Source organism: Phenylobacterium sp. (genome assembly GCF_041919955.1).
GTDB lineage: Bacteria > Pseudomonadota > Alphaproteobacteria > Caulobacterales > Caulobacteraceae > Phenylobacterium.
This window is the reverse complement of the sequence record NZ_JAYRSU010000013.1, coordinates 113316-120390: the sequence shown is the minus strand read 5'-3', so window position 1 is coordinate 120390 and position 7075 is coordinate 113316. Positions and strand designations below refer to the sequence as shown.

Annotated in this window: 10 protein-coding genes and 1 pseudogene; 2 read left to right on the top strand and 9 right to left on the bottom strand. The window is 69.2% G+C overall.

The features are described 5' to 3' along the window. Nucleotides 1–178 (bottom strand): annotated as a pseudogene (locus ACE3T2_RS12770) (electron transfer flavoprotein subunit beta/FixA family protein); the annotation flags it as partial. A 158-nt stretch (nt 179–336) separates the two neighbouring features. On the opposite strand from ACE3T2_RS12770, the gene ACE3T2_RS12765 reads away from it, so the two are divergent. Further along, on the top strand, nt 337–624 hold the full coding sequence (locus ACE3T2_RS12765; RefSeq protein ID WP_374657890.1) for a hypothetical protein: 288 nt from the start codon (nt 337–339) through the stop codon (nt 622–624). Here ACE3T2_RS12765 and ACE3T2_RS12760 read toward each other — a convergent pair. From ACE3T2_RS12760 to ACE3T2_RS12735, 6 genes are all read right to left on the bottom strand, one after another. Next, a complete protein-coding gene (locus tag ACE3T2_RS12760; RefSeq protein WP_374657888.1) occupies nt 621–1190 on the bottom strand; it encodes a cob(I)yrinic acid a,c-diamide adenosyltransferase in 570 nt (189 codons plus the stop codon). The two genes, ACE3T2_RS12765 and ACE3T2_RS12760, sit on opposite strands and share 4 nt — an antisense overlap. A gap of 1 nt (nt 1191) precedes the next feature. Then, nucleotides 1192–1395, bottom strand: a complete 204-nt coding sequence (locus ACE3T2_RS12755; protein ID WP_374657886.1) for a twin transmembrane helix small protein — start codon at nt 1393–1395, stop codon at nt 1192–1194. A 33-nt stretch (nt 1396–1428) separates the two neighbouring features. Beyond that, nucleotides 1429–2046, bottom strand: a complete 618-nt coding sequence (locus ACE3T2_RS12750) for a TetR/AcrR family transcriptional regulator (RefSeq protein WP_374657884.1) — start codon at nt 2044–2046, stop codon at nt 1429–1431. A 184-nt stretch (nt 2047–2230) separates the two neighbouring features. Then, nucleotides 2231–2884, bottom strand: coding sequence for a TetR family transcriptional regulator (locus tag ACE3T2_RS12745; protein WP_374657882.1), 654 nt, complete (start codon nt 2882–2884; stop codon nt 2231–2233). After that, on the bottom strand, nt 2881–3093 hold the full coding sequence (locus ACE3T2_RS12740) for a hypothetical protein (protein ID WP_374657880.1): 213 nt from the start codon (nt 3091–3093) through the stop codon (nt 2881–2883). Before ACE3T2_RS12740 ends, ACE3T2_RS12745 begins: the two co-directional genes overlap by 4 nt. Before the next feature lie 340 nt (nt 3094–3433). Then, complete coding sequence (locus ACE3T2_RS12735) at nt 3434–5074, bottom strand: acyl-CoA dehydrogenase family protein (protein WP_374657878.1); 1641 nt, start codon at nt 5072–5074, stop codon at nt 3434–3436. Nucleotides 5075–5151: 77 nt separating this feature from the next. Here ACE3T2_RS12735 and ACE3T2_RS12730 point away from each other — a divergent pair, with 77 nt between their 5' ends. Next, nucleotides 5152–5784 carry a glutathione S-transferase family protein gene (locus tag ACE3T2_RS12730; RefSeq protein WP_374657876.1) on the top strand — a complete coding sequence of 211 codons (633 nt, stop codon included), beginning with the start codon at nt 5152–5154 and terminating at the stop codon, nt 5782–5784. Here ACE3T2_RS12730 and ACE3T2_RS12725 read toward each other — a convergent pair. Then, nucleotides 5781–6278, bottom strand: coding sequence for a class I SAM-dependent methyltransferase (locus tag ACE3T2_RS12725; RefSeq protein ID WP_374657874.1), 498 nt, complete (start codon nt 6276–6278; stop codon nt 5781–5783). The two genes, ACE3T2_RS12730 and ACE3T2_RS12725, sit on opposite strands and share 4 nt — an antisense overlap. Continuing rightward, nucleotides 6275–7057, bottom strand: a complete 783-nt coding sequence (locus tag ACE3T2_RS12720) for an alpha/beta fold hydrolase (protein WP_374657872.1) — start codon at nt 7055–7057, stop codon at nt 6275–6277. Before ACE3T2_RS12720 ends, ACE3T2_RS12725 begins: the two co-directional genes overlap by 4 nt. Between the last annotated feature and the right edge of the window lie 18 nt (nt 7058–7075).

The following is a 7075-nucleotide window of genomic DNA, read 5'->3' as shown; positions in this document are numbered from 1 at the left end:
CGACGACCTCGCTGGCGACACCCTTTTCCTTCAGGCGGACGGCCTCTTCGACCGCGATCTCGCAGAAGGGATTGATGGACATCTTCACATTGGCGAGGTCGACGCCCGACTGGTCGGACTTCACCCTGGCCTTGACGTTTGAATCGATCACCCGTTTGACCGGGACCAACACCTTCATGGGTTGCTAGCGCCTCAAATTTGCATTGCGATAAATTCGGTCGGATGCGGCATAACGCTTCCACAGCGCTTTGCAAGTCGGGGCAGGATCACAGTTCGCCGCATTTTTGGCTCCGCAAGCCGCTAGCAGCCTCGCCGAGCGCCGATTAGAAGCACCCCATGAACCGCACGATCGACCGGCTGAAACTGATCTTCCTGGGCCTGTTCGCCATCCTGAGCGCAGGCGCACTCGTCTATCACGTCTTCTGGGTGTGGCCGGGGCAGAAGTGCGAGGCCGCCGGCGACTGGTGGGACTGGCGCAGCCGCACCTGCGCGCGCCCGGTGCTGATCTCGGACATCACCGGCCGCCCGATCGTCGACAAGGCCAGCCGCGAGGCGGCCAAGGCCGATGCGGCCAAGCGCGAGACCGCGCCCGCGCCCAAGCCCGTCCCCGCCGCGAAGAACTAGCGGGTCGCGCCCGACGTCCAGAACACCTCGCTGGCGCCGCGGTCGTTCGCGTGGCGCGCGGCGACGAACAGATAGTCCGACAGCCGGTTCAGGTAGCGCAGCGCCGCGGGGCCGAGGGGCTCGCCGGCCTCGATCAGCCGCACGGCCGCGCGCTCGGCCCGGCGAGTCACGGTGCGGGCCAGGTGCAGGTGCGCCGCAGCCGGCGTTCCGGCCGGCAGGATGAACGAGGCGAGCGGCGGCAGGGCTTCGTTCATGGCGTCCAGTTCGCGCTCCAGCCGCTCGACCTGGCTGTCGACCATGCGCAGAATGTTCGTCTCGTCGGGACGCGGCGGCGTGGAGAGGTCCGCGCCCAGGTCGAAGAGCTCGTTCTGGATGCGGGCCAGGGCGGCGTCGAGCTCGGCGTCTTCGGACGTATGCAGCCGCGCCAGGCCGAGGCAGGCGTTCGCCTCGTCCACCGCGCCGTAGGCCTCGACCCGCAGGGCGGCTTTGGACACCTGCTCGCCGGTCGCCAGCCGGGTCGCGCCGCCGTCGCCGGTGCGGGTGTAGATCTTGTTCAGGGTGACCAAGTCAGCCGCCGAACTTGCTGCGCCACCAGACGGCCAGCACCAGGATGGCGACGGCGATCGCCTGCAGCACCACGCGCAGCCGCATCAGCTTGTTGGAATAGGACCGGCCGAAGTCGCCGCCGCGGAACAGGGCGTAGAGGCCGATGAAGAGCGTGATCGTCACCGCCGCGAGGCTGATCGGGATCAGGTACGTGAAGATGTTCATGGCGCCGATCTTAGCGGTATCGGCGGGCGCGGCCTATTGGTTCGCGGGCGTCGGCGGGCGAAAGCCGCCGGCGATCAGGCCGATGTGGCGGTCCATCACCGCGCTCATGGCCTCGGCGTCGGCGTTCTCCCAGGCCGCCAGCCGATAGGTCCAGGCATAGGAGGCCATGAGGGTGTCGACGACCAGGTCGAGGTCGGCGGCCGGATCGACGTCGCCGCGGACGATGCCGTCGCTGAGGCACTCGCGCACCACGGCGCGCAGGCGCGGGTTGCGGCCGTAGGGGCGGCTGGTCGGGCTGAGGGTCCAATTGTAGGCCGCCGCTATGTGGGCCAGGAACAGCCGGGTGCGGCGGGTCTCGAAGGCGTAGTGGATTGCAAAGATCGATCGCAGGCGATCGGGGGTCGAGCCGCGCAGGTGCGGCGCCAGGCGGTCGAGTTCAGCGTAGAGCGCGTCCAGCCGGTCGGCCATGACCTGGCTGAGGATGTCGCCCTTGGAGGCGAAGGTGGTGAAGACGCTGCCGACCGAGACGTCGGCCAGCTTGGCGATTTCGCGCACCGTGGCCGCCTCGAAACCCTTTGCCTCGAAGAGTTCGCGGGCGGCGTCGAGCACGCGCTGGCGGGTCGCCTCCTTCTGGGACTTTCTCAGGCTCAAATTTTTCCCCCAGTCCGCATCGTCGCCGTGCGGTTCCCACGCAATGACTACGTTGAATCCGTCGCTTGCGGATGCGAACGCACGGGCGCTGCGACAGTTCGCCGCGGCGCGTCACGGCCGCCCGAACGCAAAACGGGACCCGGCCGCGAGGCGCAGGTCCCGTTGCTAAAAGTCCGTCGGCGGATCAGCCGCGGCGGGCGCCGGCCAGGATCACGCGGATCTGGTCCTTGGACTTGGCCTGCAGGGCCTCGAGGCTCCAGCCGCCGAAGATCGCTTCCTGGAAGTTGGCCAGGTAGCAGTCGAACAGCATCTGGCTGCGCAGCTTCACCTCGGCTTCCTGGGACAGCTCGCCGCGCTCGACGCCCTGGGTCAGGGCCTCGGTGAACAGCTCCTGGATCAGCTGGACCGGGGGCAGGTTGCGCAGTTCCAGGCCTTGCTCGGGCAGCCAGGAGACGCCGAACGCCGCGCGCGCCAGCGGCAGGCGGCTCTTGTAGAAGGCGTAGCCGGCGCCGAAGATCTTCAAGATCACGTCATCGACGCCGCGGCCGCGGCCGGCGCCGTCGCGCATGGCCTCGACCAGGGCGTCCATGTCGGCCGCCATGATCTCGCGGAACAGGTCCGACTTGTCGGTGAAGTTGGCGAACACCGCGCCCGTCGACATGCCGGCTTCGGCGGCGATGTCGCGGATGGTGGCGCCTTCGTAGCCTGCCTCGGAGAACAGGCGACGGGCGGCGGCCAGGACCTTGGCGCGGGTCTGCTGCTTGGCGAGGGCCCGACGAGTCGGAACGCGAACCTCGGCTTCGCCAGCGACTTCGATGTTGCTGGAAACGTGTTTCATCGGGCGATCCTCACCGTAGCCATCGCCACCCGCGGTTCGAACTCTACGCAATACTCTTCCACTACCTTCTCGAGCTGCTCGAGGCCTTGCTGCGCAAGGCGCAGCCCGGCAAGGGCGGCGGCGCGCAGTTCGGCCGTGAACCGGCTCAGGTTTGTTACAGCTAGGCTGCCGCCCGGGGGGAGACGGACGGCGGTGTCGCAGGTCGTCATGACCACAGAATTCCTCTTAACCCCTCGAACCGGCGCGTCCAAGCGAAGGGTTTGGTTGAGCGTGTTCAACGAACTCGTTCCGCGATGCGAGTGTGGTGTGGATTTAGCGTGGAAATGGCGGCTTTGCCGTGTGGCGCAGCGTCGCAGACCGGCGTTTTCCATGAAATTGGCGCGTGAACTGTCGTTTTCCCGACTCCTCGTGAAATCGAGACTCGTTGAGCATGATCGAGTAACGCCGTGCGCTCAGCGCAGGGCGGGCGGCGCGCCGCAAGCTGCGGCGCTCATGCATAAGACGCGGGCGGGCAGGACTTCCTCAGCGAGCCGAGGATGGACCGGGTCGTCAGTTGCCGCCATCGAGCAGGCGGCGCGCGATGACCTGGGCCTGAATCTCGCCGGCCCCCTCGAAGATGTTGAGGATGCGCGCATCGGCCAGCACGCGGCTGACCGCCTGCTCGCTGGCGAAGCCGGCGCCGCCGTGGATCTGCACGGCGTTGTCGGCGGCGGCCCAGGCGATGCGGGCGGCCACCAGCTTGGCCATGCCGGCCTCCAGGTCGCAGCGGCGGCCTTCGTCCTTGGCGCGGGCGGCGAACCAGGTCAGGCGGCGCGCGCCCAGAAGCTCCGCGGCCATCATGGCGAGCTTGTTCGCCACCCGCGGGAAGCGGGCGATCGGCTGGCCGAACTGCTTGCGGGTCAGGGCGTAGTCGACGGCCAGGTCCAGGGCGTTCTGGCCGACGCCGATCGCCCGGGCGGCGGTCTGGATGCGGGCGCTCTCGAAGGTGACCATCAGTTGGACGAAGCCCTGTCCCTCCTGGCCGCCCAGCAGGTTGGCGTGCGGGACGGAAAAGCCGTCGAAGCCGATCTCGAACTCCTTCATGCCGCGATAGCCGATGACCTCGATTTCCCCCCCGCTCATGCCAGGGGCGGGAAAGGGATCGGCGTCGGTCCCGCGTGGCTTTTCCGCCAGGAACATCGACAGGCCGCGATGATCCTTCGAGGTCGGGTCGGTGCGGACCAGCAGGGTCATCAGGTCGGCGCGAGCGGCATGGGTGATCCAGGTCTTCGCGCCCGTGACCTTCCAGGTGTCGCCGTCGCGCTGGGCGCGAGTGCGCAGCGAGCCGAGATCCGAGCCGGAGTCCGGCTCGGTGAAGACCGCGGTCGGAATGATCTGGCCGCCGGCGATGGCGGGCAGGAAGCGCTGCTTCTGATCGTCGGTCCCGTGGGCGAGGATCAGCTCGGCGGCGATCTCGGAGCGGGTGCCCAGCGAGCCGGTCCCGATCCAGCCGCGCGACAGGGCCTCGGAGACCACGCACATGGCGACCTTGCCCAGGCCGGAGCCGCCATAGTCCTCGGGCGCGGTCAGGCCGAAGACGCCGAGGTCGGCCAGTTCTTCGATCAGCGGCAGGGGGATGAGCTCGTTGCGCAGGTGCCAGCCCTGGGCGAAGGGCGCGATCTTCTCGCGCGCGAAGGCGTCGAACTGGCCGCGGATGTGCTCCAGGGTCTCGTCCAGGCCGCTGGCTTCCAGCGAGGGCGACCCTTGAGCGGCCTCCAGCAGCTCGACGATCCGCAGGCGAACGCCCTGGCTCGCGCCCGGCGCCAGGCGGGCGATCGCCGGCCGCAGGTCCGCAGCGTCGAGGTCGAGATCGGCAGGACGAAACACCTCGCCCTGGTTCATCGGGAGGCCACCGGCGAGCTGCGAAAGATATTCGTGGGCCAGGAGTTGGGCGGGCAGGGCCTCGGCCTCACCGAGCCGGCCTTCGGCCTCCAGGGCGCGAGCCCAATCGGCGGTCTGGCGTAGGGTTTCGGCGTAGGCCGCGGCCCAGGCCAAGCCGTGGGCGACATGCTGCTCGGCGTCCAGGGCGCGGCGATCGAGCTTGCCGCCGGGGGCGATGCGCGCGGCGACGACGGGCCTGGCCCGGGCGACATAGTCTTCGGCGCAGCGGGCGGCGTCGGCCAGCAGGCCGGGAAGGTTCGCAAGCATCATGACGGCGCGACTATAGGGCAAGCTTGCCGCCCGTCACCGCTGACGCTACGCCAACTGAAAAGCGGAGGAAGCGCACAATGATCGTCGTCCATCACCTCAACGACTCGCGCTCGCAGCGCATCCTGTGGCTGCTGGAGGAGCTGGAGCTTCCCTACGAGATCAAAACCTACCAGCGCGATGCGGTGACGCGGCTGGCGCCGCCCGAGCTGACAGCGGTGCATCCGCTGGGCAAGTCTCCGGTAGTGACCGAGGACGGCGCGACGATCATCGAGTCCGGCGCCATCATCGACTACATCCTGCGCCATCACGGCGCCGGACGCCTGGCGCCGCCGGTCGGCACGCCGGACTACGAACAGCACCAGCAGTGGATGCACTACGCCGAGGGCTCGGCCATGCTGCCGCTGATGCTGAACATGTATGTCGGCCGGCTGGGCGAGGCGGGCGCGCCGCTGCATCCGCGCATCGAGAGCGAGATGGCCAACCACCTGGGCTATGTCGACCGCGCGCTGGCCGGGCGCGACTACCTGATGGGGTCGGATCTGACGGGCGCCGACATCCAGATGAGCTTCGTCGGCGAGGTGGCCGGCGCCTTCGGCCGGTTCGAGACCTATCCGAACATCGCCGCCTGGGTGAAACGCTTCCAGGCCCGCCCGGCCTATCAGCGGGCGCTGGACAAGGGCGGGCCGTACAACCTGGGACCCCGGCGCTAGGCGGCGCGGGCCGCCGCGCCCAGCAGGCCTCCGTTTCGGATGATCTCGCAGGCGAGGCCGGCGGCGGCTATGCCGCCCGCCAAGCTTTCGGCTATGCGGGAAATTTGCGCCTCGCCGGGCGGATCGTAGGCAAGGACGATACGGCCCCCCGTCGCGAGGCGCGGGGTCAGTCCCATGAGCGCGGCAGGCTGCAGCCAGAACAGGTTCACGTTGATCGCCAGGATCGCGTCGAACGCGTGCGCTGGCAGATCTGCCGACGAGAGGTCAGCGCAGAGGAACGAAGCCTCGCCCGCCTTTTCCAGCGCTGCGTTGCGGGCGCGGGATGCGGCGATCGCGGTCGCCGACCGATCCAGCGCCGTGACGCGCGCGCCGGCGCCGGCCAGCAGTCCGACGGCGACGCCGCGGCCGCAGCCGATTTCCAGCACTTGTTCGCCCGCCGCCGGAGCGAGCAGCCGGACGGCCCAGGCGATCCGCTCCGGCGGCGCCGCGCTCACCGCGCCCAGGGATCGTCGAGGACGCCGTCGATGAAGTCGAAGACGGCGGCCTTGGTCAGGGCGTGCGGGATGGCGGAGAAGTGGTCGCAGCCGGGAACGACCACGCCCTTGCCCAGCGGAAAGGCCTGGGCCAGCGTCTCGGGGTCGCCGTTGCTCTCGCGCGAGCCGGCCACCACCAGCACCGGCATCGGCAGGGTTGCGAAGGCGGCGACGTCCAGCGGCGGGCTCGCGGCGCGGCTGAAGGCGGCCAGGGCCATGCGATCCTCGCCCTGCTCGTCGGCGAAGTGGCGGAAGCTGCGCATGAAGTCGTCGGAAATGCTCGCCGGATCCTCGGCCAGCATCGCCTCGGCCACGACGTCGGTGCGCGGGCGGCTGGATTCCTCCAGCATCTTGTCGCCGACCCCGCCCAGGATGAGGTTGGAGAACCGCTCCGGATAGGTCACCGCCGCCTGGGCCGCGACCCGCGCGCCCATGGAATAGCCGAACAGGTCGACGCGGTTGACGCCCAGATGGTCCATCAGCTCGACCACGTCGCGGGCCTGCTTGTCGCGGCCGTAGGCGGCCGGATCGTGCGGCGTGGCGCTCTTGCCATGGCCGCGCTGGTCGAGCGCGATCACCCGGAAGCGGCGGCGCTCGAGGGCCGTGTACCAGCCGGTGCGCTTCCAGCCCTCGTCGCGGTTCGAGACGAAACCGTGGACGAGCAGGATGGCCCGCTCGTAGTCGGGCGGGGCGATGTCGTCATAGGCGAGGGTCAGGCCGTCGCTGGTGGTGAATTCCATGATGCAAATGGCTTTGGT

What these genes read in the sequence shown, in the direction of transcription:
- ACE3T2_RS12755 (WP_374657886.1), bottom strand. Translation starts at nt 1,395, where the DNA reads ATGAACATCTTCACGTACCTGATCCCGATCAGCCTCGCGGCGGTGACG.
- ACE3T2_RS12735 (WP_374657878.1), bottom strand. Translation starts at nt 5,074, where the DNA reads ATGATGCTTGCGAACCTTCCCGGCCTGCTGGCCGACGCCGCCCGCTGC.
- ACE3T2_RS12740 (WP_374657880.1), bottom strand. Translation starts at nt 3,093, where the DNA reads ATGACGACCTGCGACACCGCCGTCCGTCTCCCCCCGGGCGGCAGCCTA.
- ACE3T2_RS12765 (WP_374657890.1), top strand. Translation starts at nt 337, where the DNA reads ATGAACCGCACGATCGACCGGCTGAAACTGATCTTCCTGGGCCTGTTC.
- ACE3T2_RS12720 (WP_374657872.1), bottom strand. Translation starts at nt 7,057, where the DNA reads ATGGAATTCACCACCAGCGACGGCCTGACCCTCGCCTATGACGACATC.
- ACE3T2_RS12745 (WP_374657882.1), bottom strand. Translation starts at nt 2,884, where the DNA reads ATGAAACACGTTTCCAGCAACATCGAAGTCGCTGGCGAAGCCGAGGTT.
- ACE3T2_RS12730 (WP_374657876.1), top strand. Translation starts at nt 5,152, where the DNA reads ATGATCGTCGTCCATCACCTCAACGACTCGCGCTCGCAGCGCATCCTG.